This is a genomic window from Planomonospora corallina, assembly GCF_042650625.1.
Lineage (GTDB): Bacteria > Actinomycetota > Actinomycetes > Streptosporangiales > Streptosporangiaceae > Planomonospora_B > Planomonospora_B corallina.
On the sequence record NZ_JBHSBM010000036.1, the window covers coordinates 96,843 to 115,388 of the forward strand.

The 18,546-nt window shown below is 71.4% G+C and carries 16 protein-coding genes; 9 read left to right on the forward strand and 7 right to left on the reverse strand.

Annotated features, from left to right (window positions below; genetic code table 11):
• Positions 1-58: 58 nt before the first annotated feature.
• On the forward strand, positions 59-274 hold the full coding sequence (locus ACFOWE_RS26340) for a hypothetical protein (protein WP_377292384.1): 216 nt from the start codon (positions 59-61) through the stop codon (positions 272-274).
• Between the two features lie 94 nt (positions 275-368).
• Here the strand turns inward: ACFOWE_RS26340 and thyX are convergent, their stop codons facing one another.
• From thyX to ACFOWE_RS26365, 5 genes are all read right to left on the reverse strand, one after another.
• A complete protein-coding gene (gene thyX / locus ACFOWE_RS26345) occupies positions 369-2,003 on the reverse strand; it encodes an FAD-dependent thymidylate synthase (protein WP_377292386.1) in 1,635 nt (544 codons plus the stop codon).
• Between the two features lie 136 nt (positions 2,004-2,139).
• Complete coding sequence (locus ACFOWE_RS26350; RefSeq protein WP_377292388.1) at positions 2,140-2,931, reverse strand: class I SAM-dependent methyltransferase; 792 nt, start codon at positions 2,929-2,931, stop codon at positions 2,140-2,142.
• A 207-nt stretch (positions 2,932-3,138) separates the two neighbouring features.
• A complete protein-coding gene (locus tag ACFOWE_RS26355; RefSeq protein WP_377292390.1) occupies positions 3,139-4,305 on the reverse strand; it encodes an amidohydrolase family protein in 1,167 nt (388 codons plus the stop codon).
• Positions 4,306-4,538: 233 nt separating this feature from the next.
• Positions 4,539-6,683, reverse strand: a complete 2,145-nt coding sequence (locus ACFOWE_RS26360) for an anthranilate synthase component I (protein WP_377292392.1) — start codon at positions 6,681-6,683, stop codon at positions 4,539-4,541.
• Positions 6,684-6,862: 179 nt separating this feature from the next.
• Positions 6,863-7,636 carry an SGNH/GDSL hydrolase family protein gene (locus tag ACFOWE_RS26365; RefSeq protein ID WP_377292394.1) on the reverse strand — a complete coding sequence of 258 codons (774 nt, stop codon included), beginning with the start codon at positions 7,634-7,636 and terminating at the stop codon, positions 6,863-6,865.
• A 250-nt stretch (positions 7,637-7,886) separates the two neighbouring features.
• On the opposite strand from ACFOWE_RS26365, the gene ACFOWE_RS26370 reads away from it, so the two are divergent.
• Together ACFOWE_RS26370 and ACFOWE_RS26375 are read left to right on the forward strand one after the other, a co-directional pair.
• Positions 7,887-9,509 (forward strand): CocE/NonD family hydrolase, encoded by a 1,623-nt coding sequence (locus ACFOWE_RS26370; protein WP_377292396.1) that lies wholly within the window; start codon positions 7,887-7,889, stop codon positions 9,507-9,509.
• A gap of 92 nt (positions 9,510-9,601) precedes the next feature.
• Complete coding sequence (locus ACFOWE_RS26375) at positions 9,602-10,699, forward strand: helix-turn-helix transcriptional regulator (protein WP_377292398.1); 1,098 nt, start codon at positions 9,602-9,604, stop codon at positions 10,697-10,699.
• On the opposite strand, the gene ACFOWE_RS26380 is transcribed toward ACFOWE_RS26375, so the two are convergent.
• A complete protein-coding gene (locus tag ACFOWE_RS26380) occupies positions 10,690-11,604 on the reverse strand; it encodes an SDR family oxidoreductase (RefSeq protein WP_377292400.1) in 915 nt (304 codons plus the stop codon). The genes ACFOWE_RS26375 and ACFOWE_RS26380 overlap by 10 nt on opposite strands.
• A 424-nt stretch (positions 11,605-12,028) precedes the next feature.
• Between ACFOWE_RS26380 and ACFOWE_RS26385 the strand changes: the two genes are divergently transcribed.
• Both ACFOWE_RS26385 and mctP read left to right on the forward strand, forming a co-directional pair.
• Positions 12,029-12,241 (forward strand): DUF3311 domain-containing protein, encoded by a 213-nt coding sequence (locus ACFOWE_RS26385; protein ID WP_377292402.1) that lies wholly within the window; start codon positions 12,029-12,031, stop codon positions 12,239-12,241.
• A 4-nt stretch (positions 12,242-12,245) separates the two neighbouring features.
• Positions 12,246-13,826: a monocarboxylate uptake permease MctP gene (gene mctP, locus ACFOWE_RS26390; protein ID WP_377292404.1), complete on the forward strand. Its 1,581-nt coding sequence runs from the start codon at positions 12,246-12,248 to the stop codon at positions 13,824-13,826.
• Between the two features lie 118 nt (positions 13,827-13,944).
• On the opposite strand, the gene ACFOWE_RS26395 is transcribed toward mctP, so the two are convergent.
• On the reverse strand, positions 13,945-14,382 hold the full coding sequence (locus ACFOWE_RS26395) for a DUF6285 domain-containing protein (protein WP_377292406.1): 438 nt from the start codon (positions 14,380-14,382) through the stop codon (positions 13,945-13,947).
• A gap of 52 nt (positions 14,383-14,434) precedes the next feature.
• Here ACFOWE_RS26395 and ACFOWE_RS26400 point away from each other — a divergent pair, with 52 nt between their 5' ends.
• From ACFOWE_RS26400 to ACFOWE_RS26415, 4 genes are all read left to right on the forward strand, one after another.
• Positions 14,435-15,625, forward strand: a complete 1,191-nt coding sequence (locus tag ACFOWE_RS26400) for an acyl-CoA dehydrogenase family protein (RefSeq protein WP_377292408.1) — start codon at positions 14,435-14,437, stop codon at positions 15,623-15,625.
• Complete coding sequence (locus ACFOWE_RS26405; RefSeq protein ID WP_377292410.1) at positions 15,625-16,644, forward strand: phosphotransferase family protein; 1,020 nt, start codon at positions 15,625-15,627, stop codon at positions 16,642-16,644. The genes ACFOWE_RS26400 and ACFOWE_RS26405 overlap by 1 nt, the downstream gene beginning before the upstream one ends.
• Positions 16,645-16,909: 265 nt before the next feature.
• Positions 16,910-17,497, forward strand: coding sequence for a TetR/AcrR family transcriptional regulator (locus ACFOWE_RS26410; RefSeq protein ID WP_377292412.1), 588 nt, complete (start codon positions 16,910-16,912; stop codon positions 17,495-17,497).
• A gap of 106 nt (positions 17,498-17,603) precedes the next feature.
• Positions 17,604-18,383, forward strand: a complete 780-nt coding sequence (locus ACFOWE_RS26415; RefSeq protein WP_377292414.1) for a hypothetical protein — start codon at positions 17,604-17,606, stop codon at positions 18,381-18,383.
• The last annotated feature ends 163 nt before the right edge of the window (positions 18,384-18,546 follow it).

Genomic DNA, 18,546 nt, shown 5'->3' on the forward strand with positions numbered 1-18,546 from the left:
GCTGACACGTCGCATCCTCAGCTCGCGGCCGAGCCGTGATCAGTACGCCCTCGCCCTCTTGCTCGATCGATTGGATGTGCACCTGGTGGAGATGTGGGAACAGCAGGGTGACACAGCAGGCTTCCTCGCCCGCCAAGGCGTGCTGCACAATGACCTCGCGACCGCTCGTGATGATCAGTTCCGGGATGAACCGGATCATGACGATGCGGCCGCTTTGATGTATCTCGAGTTACGAAATCGCGATCACCCGACGCCTCCTGCGTCGGCGATGTGATCGCCGATAGTCGGCGTTTCACGGACTTTGATCCAGATCCACTTCCCACCGGCATAGCCACCTTCGCCAACAGGCGCTCAGGGAGATCCCCGCGTCAGGGGGCGACGCGGCCGTTCGCCACGAAGGCGGCGTGCGTGAGCGGCATCAGCTCCGCCCAGGCGGCCTCCATCTTCTCGGCCACCATCTCGATCTCCCGCTGCGGGAACGACGGCACCTTCGCCTGCTCGCTCTTGGTGCGCAGGGACAGGAAGTGCATCAGCGAGCGGGCGTTGCAGGTGGCGTACATCGAGGAGAAGAGCCCGACGGGCAGCACGGCCCGGGCCACCTCCCGGGCCACTCCGGCCTCCAGCATCTCCTGGTAGGCCGCGTACGACTGCCGGTAGGACGTCTCCATCGCCTCGGTGACGACCTTGTGCTGCTCCTCGGTCCCCTCCACGAAGACGTACTTGCCCGGCCGCCCCTCCTGCACCAGCTTGCGAGCACCGCCCGGGACGTAGAACTTGGGCTGGAGCTCTCGATACCTTCCGCTCTCCTCGTTGTACGAATTGTGGACCACGATTCCGTTGGCGAGAAAGTTATGCCAGGGGCCTTCGACCGACAGGTCGTACGTCATCTCCTCGCCGTCCTCTTCGATCGAGACGATCGGATCGGGTTTCGCGATGGAGACCTTCCCGCCACGCTTCGCTAGAGCCTGCTCGGAGTCGGTCTTCTTACGATGGCATGAACGGCACGCAGGCGCGAGATTACGCTCGTCCAGAGCTTTCAACAGATCAGCGGCCACGGGGACGACATGGTCGAGTGTCAGTTCTTCCCGAGGAAAGCTCCCGGAGCACAGGTAACAGGTATCGGTCTCCTTGATGAGCCGACCACGCTGCATGGAGGTCCAGACACCGATACCGCGTCGCAGGGACGGAGGGATCAGCGCCTCTGAAGGACGCGGAGCAGTTCCGGCAGCCATGAGCTCGTCTCCGACCTCCAACTCACCTGCCTTTCGCCAGCCATCGGGTGTGAGCATCGCATGGTCGACGGAGCACCTAACGGATCTGCCGCCGGCAGTGGTCAGCCGGATCAACCTCTTGACTCCGGACTCCATGACGTCCAGGATCCTGGCGCGCGACGCCAGAAGAGTGGTCTCGTCGTAGCAACGCACATGATTGCGGTGGACCGAGGCCAGCTTCCGTGTCCTCTTGGACGGGTTCTCCGCTCTGAACGCGGCCACAGCACTCTCGGCCGACTCCCTTGTGTCGTACAGACCCAGATAATGGAACACACCCGCGATCCGTACCTGTGCGTTCCACTTCCCCGCCTTCGCGTGCCATGACACGCCTCCGCGGGTCATGGGCAGTGTGTCCTCGACTCCGTGATGCCAGAGACGGTACAGCTCCGCAATCGTCCGCCTTCGGACATGACCCTTCTCACTCACCAGAGTGATCTCCGAATCACCCGCCAGACACCATCCAACGCGGTGCCGATGGAACTCACGGAAGACGAAGATCGGGGCGCTGACGAGGAAGGTCATGGCGTTGTGCTCGAACGGGCTGCCGTGCCGGTCCCGCATCAGATAGTTGATCAGCCCCTTGGACCGCTCGGGGTCCTTGCCGATCTCGTCCAGCGACTGCTCCCCCGCGGTGGACACCCGGGCCGCCCAGAGCACGTCGGTGTCCGAGGCGCTGTGCTTGACCAGCTCCACGGTCACGTCGTCGAGGAAACGCGGCTGACTGTCGTCCACGGCAGGACCTTCCAGATGTCGGGGTCAGGACGGCGCAAGCCTATCGCCGACCGGAGGCCGGCACGGGCGGCGGTCGGCGGCCGGCAGTCAGCGATCGGCGATCGGCGGTCAGCGATCCCCCGCGACCGGAGTGGCGTCATGCCCGCGTGATCGCGACGAAGTTCTGGCTCATGCCGACGGCCGAGGGCTCCGTCTCGACCAGGCGGAGCACGGACAGCAGATGGTCGCGCCGCGCGGCGTCCTCCATCTGCTGCTCGATGCCGGGAAGGAGCTTGACGTTCCCGCTCACCGCGACGAGGGCGCGCAGCTCCAGCCCCGCCTCCCGCACCTCGCCGGCCAACTCCTCCGGCCGGTGGAAGTAGGAGGTCGTGAACCCCATGGGGTCACCGCCCGGGTTGCGGTACTGCCCGTCGTCGAGGAACCGCGCGGTCTCCTCGATCTCCCCGGGCCCGGGCGGCCGGCCTCCGGCCAGGGCCTCGAAGACCGGATAGAGCCGGGACAGCGCCTTCGCGATGACGACTCCTCCGGGTCGCGCCACCCGCCGGGCCTCGCGCAGCGCCGCGAGGCGGTCCTCCTTCCCGGTCAGGTGGTACAGCGGGCCGAGCAGCAGCACGGCGTCGGCACTGTCCTCGGCGGCTTCCAGCGCCCGGGCATCGCCGACCGTGACGCCCGCCAGCGGGGCGGCCGCGGCCTGCTCGACGTGGAGCGGCACCGGGTCGACGAGGTGCACCTCATATCCGGCCTCCGCCAGCGGCAGCGCGTAGACGCCGGCGCCGCCGCCCACGTCCAGCACCCGCGCGGGAGGCGGTGGCAGATGCCGCTCCAGCAGGTCCCGCATCCGGAGGAACTCGATCCGCCGTCCCCCGGCGGCCAGCCGGTCCTGCTCCAGGCCGTGCCCGTAGTACTCCAGGATCTCCTTGTCGATCATGGCGCACACCATAGACGCCCCAGCGCTCGCGCAGCGAGGGGAATTCACGGCCGTCCGGGCCCCGGACACGGGACGCGGCGGCCGGCGGCTCGTCTTCGGCCGTGCCCGTCGGCGACGGCCGGACACGGGACCGGACCGGACCGGCCGCGCCCGCTCCCGAAACGGCTACAGCCGGTAGAGGCGGCGGGCGTTGCCGGAGCGGTACGGCTACAGCCGGTAGAGGCGGCGGGCGTTGCCGGAGCCGAGGAGGTAGGCGACCCGGGCCGCGTCGGCGGCGCTCCACTCGTCGGCCGCCAGCCGCTGCGCGAGCGCCCGGGCCAGGCCCCTGCGGTAGTGCAGCGCGCCGAGGTAGCAGGTCTCGGCCACCCCGCCGCCGTGGGAGCCGAACAGCTGCTTGTGGAAGGGGACGAGCTCCAGCAGCTCCCCGATGACGGCGGCCGCCCCGGCGCCGGTCAGCGCGAGCCCGGCGTCCACGTAGACGTGCGGGAGGGTGGCGGCGAGGTAGGCGGCCTGGCGGTGGAAGGGGTAGCAGCCGAGCAGGACGACGGGCACGCCCATCGGCTGCAGCGCGCGGGCGAAGGTTGCCAGCAGTGCCGGGTCGGCCCGGTGCGGGGCCGCCTCCCGCCCGCCGTACCCGGTGTGGAAGCGCAGCGGCAGGCCGCGCTCCCGGGCGACCTCCACCGCGGTCCAGAGCAGGTGGCGCAGGAGCACCTGGTCGGTGAGCGGCTCCTTCGGGTCGGCCAGCCGGCGGTTGGCCGCGGCGATGACGGCCCCGCGGCTCGGCCGGGCGGGGTCGAAGTCGAGGCCGCGGTGGTGGGCGATGGCCGAGGTGAGCGCGGTGGCGCGGGCGGCCCGTTCGGCGAGCCCGGTCTCCAGGGTCTCGATGTAGGCGACGCCGGAGCCCGCGGTCTCGGCCACCTCGTGCTCGATCTGCTCGAGCTGGACGATCTCGTCGACCGCGGCTCCGCCGTACCGGCCCATCTCCGCCGCCGAGAGCAGCTCGGGCGCCTCCGTGCCGGCCTCGACCAGGAAGGCCGCGATCCCGGCTCCGCGCAGCAGCCGCCGGTTGACGTCCTCGGGGCCGAGCTCGGCGCGCCGGGCCAGGTAGACGGCGGGCGGGGCGTACGGTTCCAGGTCGAGGAGCGGGGCGCACCAGCGGCGGATCGCGGCGCCGGCGGGTGTGTCGAAGTGCGTCGTGCCGGGCGGTGCGGGGCCGTCCGACTCGGTGATCAGCGGCTCGAACCGGGCCCGGACCAGGTCGTCGCGGCGCACGCCGCGGCAGTGGTGGTCGACGAGCGGCGCCAGCAGTGCCTCCCGGACACCGTCGGGCAGCGCGGCGGGCAGCCCCTCCGGCAGCGCGTCCTGCGGTCGCATCGTGGCTCCTCTCACACGCCCGCGGGCGGACCGGTCCGACCGGTCCGCCCGCAGCCTCATGCCAGGAGCAACTGTACGACTACCGAGCGTGTCCGCGCCGCCGTTTCGGCGCACCCGCCCGCGAGAAGGTCCGGCCGCGTCCGATCCGGCGGAGGCGGCCGCCCTCCCCGGAGTGCCCGGGGGGAGCCGCCCGTGGGCGGGAGCGTCCGCCGGAGCGCTCCGCCGGGGACGCCTCAGCCCTTCCCGCGGGAGAGCCGCAGGACGTTGGCGATGATCTTCGCCCCGGCGCCGCCCTCGGCGGTGAGGATCGACTCGGGGTGGAACTGCACGGCGAAGCGGCGCCGCTCGACGTCCTCGATGGCCATGACCGCGCCGTCGGGGGTCAGGGCGGTGACGGCGAAGCCGTCGACGCCGGGCTGCTTGGCGTGGAGCGAGTGGTAGCGGGCGGCGACGAACTCCTCGGGCAGCCCGTCCAGCAGGGCGCTGTCACCCAGGCGCTTGACCTGCCCGCGCTTGCCGTGCTCGGGGTAGGACAGCAGCTCCAGCGTGCCGCCGGCCTGCTCCACCATGCCCTGCAGGCCGAGGCAGACGCCGAAGACCGGCAGGTCGCGGGTGTACAGCTCGCCGACCAGGGCGGGCAGGCCGAAGTCCGAGGGCCAGCCGGGGCCGGGTGAGAGCACCACGAGCGAGGGCGCGATCTCGTCGATCATCCCGGTGGGGAAGCCGTGCCGGAGCGTGACGACCTCGGCGCCCTGCTGGCGGAAGTAGTCGGCGAGGGTGTTGACGAAGGAGTCCTCGTGGTCGACCAGGAGGACCTTCATGCCCTCGCCGGGCAGCGCGGACTCCGCCTGCTCCCGTTCCTGCGCCGCGGCCTGCGGGGCGCCGACCGCGGCGAGGGCGCCGAGCAGGGCGCTGGCCTTGAGCTCGGTCTCCCGCTCCTCGGCGTCGGGGTCGGAGTCGAACAGCAGCGTGGCGCCGGCCCGGACGGTGGCGACGCCGCCGCGGATCTGCGCGGTGCGCAGGGTCAGGCCGGTGTTCATGGAGCCGTCGAAGCCGATGTAGCCGACCGCGCCGCCGTACCAGCGGCGGGTGGTGGCCTCGTGGTCCTCGATGAACTGCATGGCCCAGGTCTTGGGCGCGCCGGTGACGGTGACGGCCCACATGTGGGTGAGGAAGGCGTCGAGGGCGTCGAACCCGGGGCGGAGGCGGCCCTCGATGTGGTCGACGGTGTGGATCAGCCGCGAGTACATCTCGATCTGCCGGCGGCCGATGACCTGGACGCTGCCGGGCACGCAGATGCGGGACTTGTCGTTGCGGTCCACGTCGGTGCACATGGTCAGCTCCGACTCCTCCTTCACGCTGGACAGGAGGGTGCGGATGGCCTCGGCGTCCTCGACGGGGTTGCCGCCGCGGGCGATGGTGCCGGAGATCGGGCAGGTCTCGACGCGGTCGCCGCTGACCCGGACGTACATCTCCGGGGAGGCGCCGACCAGGTGCTCGCCCTCGCCGAGGTTGAACAGGAACTCGTAGGGGGCGGGGTTGGCCTTGCGCAGCCCCCGGTAGAAGGCGGCCGGGTCGGTGCAGGGGGCGTGGAAGACCTGCCCGGGCACGACCTCGAACAGGTCGCCGCGGGCGAACCTCTCCTTGGCCGCGGCGACGACCTCGGCGTAGGCGCCCTTGACGGGGTTCGGCGGGAGCTCGGCGGGAGCGGGCGGCAGGGGGACGACCTCGCCCTCGCGGGGCAGGCCGCGGGTGGAGGCGCCGTTCACGGTGAACTCGTAGCGGTACTCCTTGCTGGTCTCCCGCTTGCGGTCGATCACCATGATCCGGTCGGGCAGGTGCAGGACCAGGTCGCGCTGGTCACCGGCGCGGGTCAGCACCTGCCGGATCGGCTCGAACTGGAAGGCCAGGTCGTAGCCGAAGGCGCCGTACAGGCCCAGGTGCTCGTCGTCTCCCTTGAAGGCCGCGATGACCTCGCGGATCGCGGTGAAGACGGTGGGCCTGCGGCTGCGCATCTCCTCGGGGAGGATCTCGCCGGACTCGGGGACGTGCACCTCGACGTAGCCGGCCGACGGCTCGGAGACGGGCTCGCCCGCGGCGAGCAGGCAGGAGGCGACGGCGGGCAGCACGACGCGGCCCCGGTCGTTGAGCGCGCGGGCGGCGATGGTGCGGCCCCGGGCCGTGATCTCCAGGCAGGGGTCGACGTAGGCCAGGTGCCACCGGCTGTAGCGGCCGGGGTACTCCATCCCGGAGGAGAGGACGCCGCCGCGCCGCTCACCGAGCGTGCCGACGACGTCCTCGAGGATGCTCTCCGGAACGTCGGCCGTCTCGACCTCGACCTTGATGCCTGCCGCGGTGGTATATCCGCTCGTCTCCACTGCTGTCTCGCCCCTCGTGTGGTCTTCCCGAAGCCCAGGGGGCGGACACAGAAAAGGCCGCCTCCCCGGGCGGCCGTCATCTGCTCGCGTATGCGAAACCTGCGCCGCCTAGAAGCGGCGCCACCACTGCAGGTTGCCGGGGTTTCGCATGCCCGCAAGAGTAGCGGCGTTCTCCGTGGTCAGGCAACATCCTTGGCGACAGGCGCGAGTTCGGGTCGCTTGGGGTCCACTCCGTCTCCGGAGGAGCGGCCCTGCAGGCGGCGGTTGATCCACGGGACCAGGAAGCTCCGGGCCCAGCGCAGGTCCTCGCGGCGGGCCTCGGCCCAGACCGCCGGGTCCAGCGGCGGGTACGGCTCGCGCCAGTCCTCGGCGGCGGGCAGGCCGAGGACCTCGGCGGCGCGCAGCGCGATGCGGCGGTGCCCGTCGGCGGACAGGTGGAGGCGGTCCTCGCTCCAGGCGCGCCGGTCGCGGAGCACGTTCATCGCCCACAGGTCCACGAGCGTGCAGCCGTTGCGGGCGGCGATGTCGTGGATGTGCAGGTTGTAGACGGCCACCTTGTGGTGGACCAGGCGCATGACCGGCACCTGGCGGATGTCGAAGCCGGTGAAGAGCAGCACCCGGGCGCCGGTGGCGCGCAGCCGGGCCACGGCGCCGTCCAGTTGCGCGGCGACCGCGTCGGGGTCGCTGCCCGGGCGCAGGATGTCGTTCCCTCCGGCGCAGAGCGAGACCAGGCCGGGGGCCAGGGCCTCGGCCTGGGGGACCTGCTCGGAGACGATCTGCCCGATCAGACGGCCGCGGACGGCGAGGTTGGCATAGCGGAAACCCGGCTCGCGGGCGGCCAGCGTCTCGGCCAGCCGGTCGGCCCAGCCGCGGTAGCGGTCGCCGTCGAGGTGGTCGTTCAGGCCCTCGGTGAAGCTGTCCCCAAGAGCGACATACGAGGTTATTGCTGACATGTCGCGATAGTTTGCCGCGCGATCGGCACCCTACGCGACCGTAGCCCGACCCAGCGCTCCGGCCGCCCACCGGCGACCCCGCGGAGTCCTCTCCGGCACGGTCCCCGAACGGGGAGCGGGCGTGGATCTCCCGGAGGATTTCATTCCTCCTGCGAGGAAATGGAGCAGACATCCTCTCTTGCCGGTTCCTGCCCAAAGAGAGACCTTTGTTCTATTACTGGTGGGTAAGAAGCCGGGTGAGGTGAGGCACATGGTGACGACGTGGCCGAGTTGGCCGGGCCGGTCCATGCGACCGCAGTCCATCCACCGGGTGACGGTCGAGCGCGATCTCCCGGTCCCGATGCCCGACGGCGCGGTCCTGCTCGCCGACCGCTACGTCCCCAGGGGAGCCGTCCGGCCGCCCACCATCCTGATCCGCTCGCCGTACGGCAGGCGCGGGATGTTCGGGCTCATGTACGGCCGGGCCTTCGCCCGGCACGGGTTCCAGGTGATCATGCAGAGCTGCCGGGGCTGCTTCGGCTCCGGCGGCGTGCCGAGCCCGCTCGACGAGCACGAGGACGGGCTGGCCACCCTGGCCTGGCTGCGCGAGCAGCCCTGGTACGGCGGGGTCCTGGCGATGCACGGCCCCTCCTACCTCGGCTACGCCCAGTGGGCCATCGCCGCGTTCGCCGGCCCCGACCTGCGAGCCATGGCCACCTCGGTGACCGCCTCGCAGTTCCGGGACGCCGCCTACGTGGGCGGGGCCTTCGCCCTGGAGTCGTCACTGATCTGGAGCACGCTGACCGCCACCATCGACAGCCCGTTCGGGGCGCTGACGGCCCCGCGCCGCACCCGGCGCGCCGCGCTCTCGGGGCGCCCGCTGAGCGAGCTGGACCTGCTCTCGGCGGGCAGGGCCGTGCCCTTCTTCCAGGACCTGCTGGCGCACCACTCCGCCCCGGCAGCCTACTGGGACCGGCGCGACTTCTCCGCCTCGGTGGGCGAGGTGGACGCCGCGGTCACCATGCTCGGCGGCTGGTACGACATCTTCCTGCCGTGGCAGGTGAAGGACTATCTGGCGCAGCGGGCCGCCGGGCGCCGGCCCCAGCTGACCATCGGTCCCTGGTACCACACGGACATCCGGCAGACCCGGGCGGCCAACGCCGACGCGCTGATCTGGTTCCGGGCGCACCTGATGGGGGACGCGTCGGGGCTGCGCGAGCAGCCGGTCCGGCTCTTCGTGACGGGCGCGGACACCTGGCGCGACTACCCCGACTGGCCGGTGCCGGGCATGCGGCCGCAGCGCTGGCACCTGCAGGCGGGCCGCGGGCTCGACCCCGCCGGCCCGGGGCACGCGGAGCCGGACCGCTACCGCTACGACCCCGCGCATCCCACCCCGGCGCTGGGCGGCCCGGTGCTGCTCGGCAACTCCGAGCCGCGCGACCAGCGGCGGCTGGAGGCCCGGCGCGACGTGCTCGTCTACACCGGCCCCGAGCTCCGCGAGGACACCGACATGATCGGCCCGGTCACCGCCGAGCTGTACCTGCGCTCCAGCACCCGGCACACCGACGTCGTGGTCCGGGTCTGCGACGTGCACCCCGGCGGCGCCTCCTACAACGTGTGCGAGGGCGTGCGGCGGCTGACCTCCGGGACCCCGCTCCCCGACGCCGACGGCGTCCGCCGGGTCGAGGTCGACCTGTGGCCGATCGGTCACCGGTTCCGCCGCGGTCACCGCATCCGCGTACACGTGGCGAGCGGCGCCTACCCGCGCGTCGCGCGCAACCTGGGCACCGGAGACCTGCTCGGCGCGGACGGCGCCATGGTGGTCGCCGAGCAGGAGGTCCTGCACGACCCCGGCCACCCCTCCGCGGTCGTCCTCCCCCTCGTGCCCCGCTGACCCGGCCGCCCGCGCGGCGCCGTACGGGAACGGCGGGGCCGGGGAGGCCGGGAGAGGACGGCCGCGGGGGGGAACGGCGTTAGAGTCGGCGCGTGCGCGCGGCCAGGCTGGTGTCGTTGGTCCTGCTGCTCCAGGCGCGGGGCGGCATGACCGCCGCCGAGCTGGCCCGGGAGCTGGAGGTCTCCGAGCGGACCGTGCACCGGGACGTGCTCGCCCTGTCGGAGGCCGGCATCCCGGTCTACGCCGACCGGGGGCGCGGCGGCGGCTACCGGTTGCTGGACGGCTACCGGACCCGCCTGACCGGCCTGGACCGGGTCGAGGCCGAGGCGCTGTTCCTGTCCGGCGTGCCGGAGGCGCTGCGGGAGATGGGCCTGGGCGAGGTGGCCGCCACCGCCCGGCTCAAGGCCTCGGCGGCGCTCTCCCCCACCCTGCGCGACGCCCCCGCCACGGCGGCGCAGCGCTTCCACCTCGACGCCCCCGGCTGGTTCGCCAGCGAGCGCCCGCCGCCGGAGCCGCTGGCCCCGCTGGCCAGGGCGGTCTGGGGAGACCATCCGGTCGGCGCGCGCTACCGGGACGCCGAGCGGGTGCTGGAGCCGTACGGGCTCGTGCTCAAGGCGGGGGTCTGGTATCTGGCGACCCGCTCGGCGATCTACCGGGTGGACCGCTTCTCCGCCGTCACCGTCCACACCGACCGGCGCTTCGACCGGGACCGCGACTTCGACCTGGCGGCCTTCTGGGCCGGGCGGGCCGCGGAGTTCGCCCGCTCCCTGCTCACCGAGCGCGTCACCGTACGGCTCAGCCCCGCCGGCCTGCGCGCGCTCCGGCACGTGGCCGACCCGGCGGCGCTCGGCGAGGCCCTGGCCTCGGCCGGGGAACCCGACGAGGAGGGCTGGACCACGCTCAGCCTGCCCGTCGAGTCCTCCGAGATCGCCTACGGCCAGCTGCTCCGCTTCGGGCCGGAGGCCGAGGTCGTCGGCCCGCCCTCCCTGCGCGCCCGCCTCGCCGGGGCCGCCGCCCGCACGTCCCGCCTGTACGGCCCGGCCCCGGCGGACCCCCGGCAGGACGCCGGACCGGACGCCGGACCGGACGCCGGGACGGACGCCGGGACGGACGCCGGGACGGCCCGGGACGGCCCGGCGGGGAGCGCCGTCCCCCCTGCGGGGCGCCGGCGCTCCCGGGCTCAGCGGTAGCCGGTGTCGTCGGCCGGCCTGCCCGCCTCCTGGACCTCGACGATGTAGCGCCAGGCGTCCGGCCGGGTGCCGTCGACGTCGGTGAAGCCGTACACCCGGGCCAGCCGCCCGCTGGACAGGGACTGCCCCGACCAGCGTTCCCGGTCCGGGTCGGCGGCCAGCGCGACGACCGCGCGCCCGGTGAAGGCGGGCGACTCCGAGATCACGAAGTGCGGTTCCTTGGCGGTGGCGTCGCGCCAGTTCTCCTCGGTGACGCCGTAGATCTCCAGCATCATCTCCGAGCGGAGCCAGCCGGGCGTCAGGGAGACGGCGGTACAGCCGTGCGGGCGCAGCTCGTGCGCCTGGGAGAAGCCGAGCCGGTTCACCGCGACCTTCGCCAGGTCGTAGAAGCAGGAGACCCGGTAGTGGTCTGCGTTGTACTCCCAGGTGCCGTCGGTGACCTCGACGAGCAGGCCGCCGGGGTTGCGGATGAGCAGGGGCAGCGCGAAGTGGCTGGTGATCAGGTGGGTGTCGACGGCGAGGCGGAGCAGGCGCAGCCCGTCGTCCAGGGGGTGCTCCCAGACCGGCGTGTCCCAGGCCGCGAACTTGTCGCCGCCCCAGATGTCGTTGACCAGCACGTCGAGCCGGCCGTGCTCGCGGTCGACCCGCTCCACCAGCGCCTCCACCTGGTCCGGCTCCAGGTGGTCGACCTGGACGGCGATCCCCTCGCCGCCGGCCCGGGTCACCCGCTCGGCCGTCTCCTCGATGGTCTCCGGCCGGTCCATCTCCGAGCGCTGCCCGCGCGTCGTACGGCCGGTGCAGTAGACGGTGGCCCCGGCGGCGCCCAGCTCGACCGCGATCGCCCGGCCGGTCCCCCGCGTCGCCCCGGCGACCAGGGCGACCTTTCCTCTCAGTGGCATCTCCATGGCCACGATGCCATCAGGAAAAGAGGCCATCTCCTGTCATGTTTTCCCGAGGCGCTCCTTGGAGGCGTACCGGTCGCCGTCGAGGAGGACCCCTCCTCGACCGCCTGACCCGCCGCGCCCAGGAAGGCCCCGCATCCGGCCCGCGGCCGCCCGGTCCCGCCAGGACGGCACGCGTTCCTGTCAAGAGCGGTGCGGACAGGGTGCGGCGAGCGGGGGGAACCGGTCGCCGGAGCGGTACGGCGGGCGGGGAGCGGGCGTGCGACCTCGGCGGACGGAACGCCGCGGCCGGGGACGGGACCGTTCGCCGCGCCGACGGGTCCACTGGGCGCGCGGTGACCGCAGCGAAACGATCACGTGGTTACTCTCCGGACAGCTCAAGGGCCGGTCATGGCCGACCGGCTCTCTCCACCACGAGGAGATCGCGTTGACCACACCGAACGGGGAGCGGAGCGACCACAGCCCGTGGAACTGGCTGCTGCTCGTACCGATCGTCCTGCCGCTGCTGCCCTTCCTCTTCAACGCCGACGAGCCCCGGCTGTTCGGCTTCCCGCTCTTCTACTGGCTCCAGCTCGCCTTCATCGCGGTCGGCGTCGCCACCACCACGGTCGTCTACCGGATGACGAAGCGGGGGCGGTGACCGCATGCAGGAGCACCTGACCGAAATCATCATATTCACCGTCCTTTTCGCGGTCGTCAGCGGCATGGGATTCGTGGCCTCGCGCTGGCGCCGCCCGGACGACCTGGCCACCCTGGACGAGTGGGGGCTGGGCGGCCGGAGCTTCGGCTCGTGGATCACCTGGTTCCTCGTCGGCGGCGACCTCTACACCGCCTACACCTTCGTGGCCGTGCCCGCCCTGCTCTGGGGCGCGGGCGCGATGGGCTTCTTCGCGGTGCCGTACACCGTCGTGATCTATCCGATGGTGTTCCTGGTGCTGGTCCGTCTCTGGTCGGTCTCGCACATCCACGGTTTCGTCACCCCGGCCGACTTCGTCCGGGCCCGGTTCGGCTCGCCCACGCTGGCGCTGCTGATCGCGGTCACCGGCATCGCGGCGACCATGCCGTACATCGCGCTGCAGCTCGTCGGCATCGAGGCCGTGCTGAAGTCGATGGGCGTCACCGGCCACCTGCCGATCGTCATCGCGTTCGCGATCCTGGCGGCCTACACCTACCAGTCGGGCCTGCGCGCCCCCGCGCTGATCGCCTTCGTCAAGGACACGCTGATCTACATCGTGATCCTGGCCGCCGTCATCGTCATCCCGGCCAAGCTGGGTGGCTGGGACTCCATCTTCGACGCCGCCCAGGCGAAGTTCGACGCCACCCCGGCGCCCGACGGCATCCTGCTCAACGCGAACAACCAGCTGCAGTACGTCACGCTGGCCTTCGGCTCGGCGCTGGCGCTGTTCCTGTACCCGCACAGCGTCACCGGCGTGCTGGCCTCGAAGAACCGCGACGTCATCAAGCGGAACATGTCCGCGCTGCCCGCCTACAGCCTGCTGCTCGGCCTGATCGCGCTGCTCGGCTACATGGCCATCGCGGCCGGGGTCCAGCCGATCGGCAAGGACAACAACACGATCGTGCCGCAGCTGTTCGACAAGATGTTCCCCGACTGGTTCACCGGCGTGGCCTACGCCGCGGTCGGCATCGGCGCCCTGGTCCCCGCCGCGATCATGTCGATCGCCGCGGCGAACCTGTTCACCCGGAACATCTACAAGGAGTACATCAAGCCCGCCGCGAGCGACGCCGACGAGGCCCGCGTCTCCAAGATCACCTCGCTGCTGGTGAAGGTCGGCGCGGTGGCCTGCATCCTCTTCCTGGACACCGGATTCTCCATCGACCTGCAGCTCATCGGCGGCGTCATCATCCTGCAGACGCTCCCGGCGGTGGCCCTGGGCCTGTACACCCGCTGGTTCCACCGGGGCGGCCTGATCGCCGGGTGGGTCGCGGGCATGACCGCCGGCATGGTCATGCTCTACAACGTCTCCAGCCCGACCAAGGCCCACTTCGCCGGCTCGGCCTTCCCGCTGGAGAAGCTCGGCCTGGACACGAAGATGACCATCTACGCGGGCATCCTCGCCCTGGCCGTGAACCTGGCCGTCGCGGCCCTCGGCACGGTCGTCGCCCGCGCCGCGAGGCTCGCCGACGGTGACGACGCCACCCACCGCGACCACTACTTCGCCGACGAGGGCGACCCCCGCGTCAAGGACCTGGACCTGGACCACTGACGCCCGGAGCGCTCCGGGTCCCGGTACGGCCCGCACCTCGCGGTGGCGGTGCGGGCCGTACCCGTGTCAGGAGGGACGGCGAGCGGGGGTCCGGCCCCGGCGTGCCACCGCCCGGCCGTCAGTCGTCGAGGTAGGACGGGTTCGCCACCGCGAGCTTGTCCCGGACGGCCCCGGTCAGGGCCGCGACGAGAGCGGGATGGTCCAGCCCCGCGCGGACGGCGGAGGCGAGCTCGGCGTCGGAGGTGAAGCCGAGCCCTTCCAGGCGGGCGGCGTGGGCGGCGGCCTGGTCCGGCCCGAACTCGAGCTCCCGCTCCACCATGCCGAGCACGTTGACCGCGACCCGGGTGTGGAAACGCACCCGGCCGTCGACGGCGGGGAGCACATCGCTCTCCAGGAAGTCGCGGACGGCGGCGACGAGCCGGGCCGCGGACGGGACGTCGTGGGGGCCGGGAGCGGCCGGCGACGGCGTCCCCGGTCCCTGCGGCGTCCCCGGTCCCTGCGGCGTCCGCGGCTCCTGCGGCGTCCGCGGAACGTGCGATGACCTGCCCTGCGACATAAGTGGCTCCTTATCCGTTGACCCGGCAACGAATCTCGGGTGAGATCATCGCATGACCTTCGCCGTCCCCGACAGCGTGCGCCCGCTCCGCGACGCCGTCCACGCGTTCATAACTGAGCGGGTCGAGCCCGCCGAGGACGTCCTGCACCGGGTCGGGCCCGAGGCCGCGGCGGTCCTGCGCGAGCTCCAGGAGGAGGCGAGGAAGGAGGGGCTCTGGGCCCTGGGCCACCCCGCCGAGCTGGGCGGCGGCGGCCTGCCCTTCCTCGACTACGTCTACGTCAACGAGGTCCAGGGGCGCAGCGAGTTCGGGCAGCTGGCGCTCGGCACGTTCACCCTGCAGGACTCGCTGATGCTCCACGAGTTCGCCGGGCCCGAGCAGCGTGCGAGGTTCCTCGAGCCACTGGTCAGGGCGGAGATCTGGCCGAGCTTCGCGATGACCGAACCGGCCGTCTCCAGCAGCGACCCCACCCAGCTGCGGACCGAGGCCGTGCTCGACGGCGACGAATGGGTGATCAACGGCCACAAGTGGTTCACCACCGGCGCGGACCGGGCCGCGTACACGACCGTCATGTGCCGCACCGAGCCGGACGCCCCGCCGCACCTGGCCTTCTCGATGATCCTCGTGCCGACCGACACGCCCGGATACACGATCGTCCGCGACACGCCCGTGCTCGGCCTCGACGGCGGCCACTGCGAGGTCCGCTACGAGAACGTCCGCGTGCCCGCCGCCAACCTCCTCGGCCCGCGCGGCCAGGGGTTCGTCATCGCCCAGCGGCGGCTGGGCCCGGGCCGGATCTTCCACTGCATGCGCTGGCTCGGCCAGGCCCAGCGGGCCTTCGACCTGATGTGCCGCCGCCTGCACGAGCGCAGTTCCTCCGGCCGGCCGCTGGCGGACCGGCAGCTGATGCGGCAGCACGTGTTCGACTCCTACACCGAGATCCAGTCGGCCCGGCTGCTGACCCTGCACGCCGCCCGGGCGATCGACCGCGGAGAGCAGGCGCGGGTGGAGATCGGCGCCGTCAAGGTGGCCGGGGCGCGGATGCTGCACAACGTGGTCGACCGGGCCGTCCAGGTGTACGGCGCCGCAGGGCTGACGCCCGACACGCCCCTGGACCGGATGTACCGGCACGCCCGCGCCGCACGCGTCTACGACGGCCCGGACGAGGTGCACATCGACGCGGTCGGCCGCCGGATCCTCGGCGAGTACGCCGCCGGCGGCAACTGGGAGTTCGGCCTGCGGTGATGAGCGAGCCCAGAGCGGCGGACGGCGCCGGCGCAGGAACCGGATGGGCGGACGGGCCCGGAGCCGCGCACCGGGCGGCCGTCCTCGGCGAGGCCCTCGGCGAGGGGACGACGGTCACCGCGGGCGTGCGGTTGCCGGGCGGGGCGTCCCGCGAGACCTGGGCGCTCGACGCGGTGGACCCCGCCGGGGCCGTCCACGAGCTGGTCCTGCGTCTGGACTCCCCCGGCTCCCCGCCCGGGACGGGGATCGGGCTGGCTCGGGAGGCCGAGCTGATGCGGGCCGCCGCGACGGCCGGCGTACCGGTTCCCCGGGTCCTGTCGGCCGGTGACAGGCACATCCTGATGACCCGGGTGGCCGGGGAGACGATCCCTCGCAAGATCCTCCGGGACGAGGCGTTCGCCGCCGTGCGTCCCCGGCTCGCGGCACGGTGCGGGGAGATCCTGGCCGCGATCCATCGGATGCCGCTCTCCTGCCTGCCTCAGGACTCCGTGCCGGGGCCGCGGGCCGTACCGGACGATCCGCTGGCGACCTGGCGTGACCTGCTGGACCTGACCGGGCAACCGCACCCGGTCTTCGAGCTCGCCTTCCTGCGCCTGGCCGCGTCCCGGCCCGCGGGCGACCGGGTCACCGTCGTGCACGGCGACTTCCGCAACGGCAATCTGATCATCGGCCCCGATGGCGTGAGGGCGGTGCTGGACTGGGAACTGGCCCACCCCGGCGATCCTCTGGAGGACCTCGGATGGTTGTGCGTGAGGTCGTGGAGATTCGGCTCGCCGCTGCCGGTCGGCGGGTTCGGCGAGTACGGCGAGCTCGTCGAGGCCTACGAGCAGGCGAGCGGGCACCGGGTGGATCCGGACGCGCTGCGCTGGTGGGAGATCTTCGGCGTGCTCAAGTGGGGCGTCATCTGCGTCATGCAGGCCATACGGCACCTGAGCGGCGGCGCCCGATCGGTGGAGCTGGCCGCGATCGGCCGCCGCGTCTGCGAGACCGAGTGGGATCTGCTCCGTCTTCTCCGGTGACCTTCTCCGGACCCCGGACCGCTTTCTGCGCCCGTCCGCCCGCCGGCCGGCCCGGATCTCCGGGGCGCGCGAGCCGCCGCGACGGCCGGGCCACGACCCGCTCCGTCCGGGGCGAGGCCGCCTCGATCCACCGGATGGGGAGCCGAGCGCACCACCACCGCTCCCCTGTCGCAGAACCTCCACGACCAGCACCACTAGGATAGAGAGCATCAATTATGTACAAAATTGCATATTGTGCATTTTTTCTCCATAGAATGATGGTCGCATGGACAACGGCATGGGACTCCGCGAACGCAAGAAGGCCGCCACCCGGCAGGCCCTGCACGAGGCGACCCTGCGCCTGTCCCTCGAGCACGGTTTCGACCACGTCACGATCGAGGCGATCGCGGACGAGGTGGGCATCTCGCGCAGGACGTTCTTCAACTACTTCGGCGGCAAGGAGGACGCGCTGCTCTACCGCGACGAGCAGCAGATCCAGGCCCTGGTCCAGAGCGTACGCAACCGCCCCGCGGAGGAACCGGCATGGACCGCGCTGCGGGCGGCCGTCCACGACATGCGCGACACCCTGGCCAACCCCGACCGGGAGCTGGCGATCCGTACCCGGCTGGCCCAGCAGCACCCTTCCCTGCTCGCCCGCCAGCTCGCCAACCACTCCGCGCTGGAGGACGATCTCACTCTGGCCGTGGCCGAACGGGAGCATCCTCCGGGAGTGCGACCGTGGGTCATCGCGGCCGCCTTCCTCACCTCGTTGCGGCTCGCCGCGCAGATGTGGCTGAAGGAGGAGTCCGCGCGCCCGCCGGCGGACGTGATGGACGAGATCCTGGACGAGATGGCGTCGTCCTTCACCACCTGACGGTCTGCTCTGCTGCCTCCGGCCCATCCGATCATGATTACCGGAGCCGGACGAAACGATCACAGCGCCGACATGATGGCGGTATCTTTCTCCAGTTGGAGGAAAGATGACGCAATCAAACGACATTTCAGACAAACCGGATTCTGCAATAGAAGCAGCTCAAATAGCCCGAAGCGGGCAGATAGAGCAGGCGCAGATCGCGCGAAAAACCGCGCTGCAAGTAGGCATAGTGGGCGCCATCGCGACTGTTGCGGTAGGGATCGTCTCTTCTTTTGTCACGTATCGGGTCGCGATGAACCAGGAGCGCGATGAAGCCAAGGCGAAACCGACCCCAACGATAACGGAAACGATCACGTCGGAAGAATCCAAACCGAAATCGGGCGGAGCCCTACCCGCCTCCTCGGACGCATCAGGAACCGACGATCCGTGGAGACGCAGAGGGGGTGCGACATGCAAATTCGTCCTCACGACAGAGACCGACTCCCAGACCCCGCCCCTGCCACGTGACCTGGATACCCAAGGGTGCCCGGAGACCAAGGAAGAATCAGAACGGCTGGATGGTGATTTCGGTCTCCTGAACAGCGATCTCGTCGGCTCTCCACCCGGAAACGGGGTCGAGTTCTCCCAGTCGCAACACCGACTGGCCGGCGATCTAAGAAAATGCGGAATGCATGACGACTATGAGGCACGGAACGGCATAAGCATCGGCAAGATGGCTGCCGGCATCAACGGCTCCGAGGATAAAGTCTTTCATTGGAGCTCATGCGTACTGACCACCAAGGGAAGGCATGCCCAGATCCGAATCGTCGCGGTAGAGAAAAGTCAGGACACCCTGCGCCTCGAGACCTATGTACTGGTGGACGAAGAACAAGAGAAAGCCCGATGAGGAGACACAACGCTCCGCCAGGGCCTCCCTCGCCAGAACGACCGCGAAGCCGAATGGAAACGTTTCAGAAAACACGAAAACCCCCGCCACAGGCGGGGGCCCTCGTATAAAGAATGTCCGGCGGCGACCTACTCTCCCACACCCTCCCGAGTGCAGTACCATC

Excerpts from the sequence above, each read along its gene's own strand:
- ACFOWE_RS26350 (WP_377292388.1), bottom strand. The coding sequence starts at position 2,931 with ATGATCGACAAGGAGATCCTGGAGTACTACGGGCACGGCCTGGAGCAG.
- ACFOWE_RS26355 (WP_377292390.1), bottom strand. The coding sequence starts at position 4,305 with ATGCGACCGCAGGACGCGCTGCCGGAGGGGCTGCCCGCCGCGCTGCCC.
- ACFOWE_RS26365 (WP_377292394.1), bottom strand. The coding sequence starts at position 7,636 with ATGTCAGCAATAACCTCGTATGTCGCTCTTGGGGACAGCTTCACCGAG.
- ACFOWE_RS26370 (WP_377292396.1), top strand. The coding sequence starts at position 7,887 with ATGGTGACGACGTGGCCGAGTTGGCCGGGCCGGTCCATGCGACCGCAG.
- ACFOWE_RS26380 (WP_377292400.1), bottom strand. The coding sequence starts at position 11,604 with ATGGAGATGCCACTGAGAGGAAAGGTCGCCCTGGTCGCCGGGGCGACG.
- mctP (WP_377292404.1), top strand. The coding sequence starts at position 12,246 with ATGCAGGAGCACCTGACCGAAATCATCATATTCACCGTCCTTTTCGCG.
- ACFOWE_RS26395 (WP_377292406.1), bottom strand. The coding sequence starts at position 14,382 with ATGTCGCAGGGCAGGTCATCGCACGTTCCGCGGACGCCGCAGGAGCCG.
- ACFOWE_RS26400 (WP_377292408.1), top strand. The coding sequence starts at position 14,435 with ATGACCTTCGCCGTCCCCGACAGCGTGCGCCCGCTCCGCGACGCCGTC.
- ACFOWE_RS26405 (WP_377292410.1), top strand. The coding sequence starts at position 15,625 with ATGAGCGAGCCCAGAGCGGCGGACGGCGCCGGCGCAGGAACCGGATGG.
- ACFOWE_RS26410 (WP_377292412.1), top strand. The coding sequence starts at position 16,910 with ATGGACAACGGCATGGGACTCCGCGAACGCAAGAAGGCCGCCACCCGG.
- ACFOWE_RS26415 (WP_377292414.1), top strand. The coding sequence starts at position 17,604 with ATGACGCAATCAAACGACATTTCAGACAAACCGGATTCTGCAATAGAA.